The sequence below is a fragment of the Moorena sp. SIO2C4 genome, from assembly GCF_010672485.1.
Lineage (GTDB): Bacteria > Cyanobacteriota > Cyanobacteriia > Cyanobacteriales > Coleofasciculaceae > Moorena > Moorena producens.
Genome location: NZ_JAAHGN010001482.1, coordinates 1 through 1,314, shown reverse-complemented (window position 1 = coordinate 1,314; position 1,314 = coordinate 1). Strand labels below are relative to the sequence as shown.

1 protein-coding gene and 1 pseudogene are annotated in these 1,314 nt (G+C 41.4%); one reads left to right on the top strand and one right to left on the bottom strand.

The annotated features are described in order from the left end of the window. Positions 1-338: 338 nt before the first annotated feature. On the top strand, positions 339-671 hold the full coding sequence (locus F6K20_RS38800) for a hypothetical protein (protein ID WP_287266258.1): 333 nt from the start codon (positions 339-341) through the stop codon (positions 669-671). Positions 672-939: 268 nt separating this feature from the next. Here the strand turns inward: F6K20_RS38800 and F6K20_RS38795 are convergent. After that, positions 940-1,314 (bottom strand): annotated as a pseudogene (locus F6K20_RS38795) (ABC transporter ATP-binding protein); the annotation flags it as partial.

The window sequence follows — 1,314 nt, the reverse complement described above, 5'->3', positions numbered from 1 at the left end:
TTCCATGCTCACTGCTCCCTGCTCCCTGCTCCCTGCTCCCTGCTCCCTGCTCCCTGCTCCCTGCTCCCTAAAAACTTAGGTGCGCTTTCCGTAGGCGAATTAAATTCGCCACGGGTCGCACCTCAGAAATTTGTACCTCACCAGTCGTAGAATTGCTATCTGAGTTTTTACATGAGTTTTTACATGAGTTTTTACATGAGTTTTTACATGAGTTTTATGAGATTAAAAACTGTGGAGAATACTAATCTAGTATGTGTAGTGAAACTAAAGAATGTAATCAATTCTTTTTTCCTACAACCCTTTGTAAACAGTCAATCTAACAGGAGTTAGTAGTAACAATGGTTACATCTGATGGTGAGCATGACGAGCATATCTTCGGTCTTGTTGATAAAAACGGCAAGATTATATCTTGTAAAGATCCAAAAAATCCAGGCTTCACAGTTGATAAAAAGCGAGGAGGAGTTTACATTATAAATTTTGATCAGGCATTTGCAGAATGTCCTGGAGTAACCTGTACAATTTATGGGTATTCTTGGATAAGTTATCAAATGTCTATTTCAGTCGTTGAAATTGAACGTAATCGCTTCGTATGCCAAACTTCAACACCCGATCATCCTCAAGATAGTGGTTTCAGCTTTATTGCTGTTGGTTATAAGCCGGAAGCTGACTAGGTGACATGAGCCCTAAAAAGCTTAGTATATAAGGCTTTGATGCCAATGAGCTTAGGGAAGATACAGTCCCCAATTAACCCTAGATTCATTTAATAGCAAGCTCAAACCCTTATAACTAAGGTCAGTTCAGGATAAGAAAAAGAGCTATCAGCTATCAGCTATCAGCGATTAGCTATTAGCTTTGGGCCAAGGCTCACGCTACGGTAATCGCTCAGGGCTGACGGCTGACCGCTGATGGCTGAATGCTTACGAGAAAAGGGATCACAAATCAGGCTGTTGATTTTATAGTTGAGCTTTCTTCTAAATACTCCAAGGTTTTAAGCAGACGAACTGCTGAGTGATAGGCTTCTTCAGTTAATTCATGACGTTCCTGAGGGCTATCCACTAGGTCATTAACCACTAACTGCAAGCAAACAATCATTGGGGTCAGGTGAGTTCGCACTTCATGGGAGGTCTTGACTAACTCCTTTTTGACCACATTTTTAACCTCTCCATTGCTATTGTGCTCAAACTGCATCTTGTACAAACGAGAGTAGTAACCTTCCTTGTTAAGCAGTTCCTCATGGGTACCAATCTCAACCACTTTCCCTTTGTCCATAACCACGATTTGATGAGCTTTTTGGATCGTGGAGAGTCGGTGAGA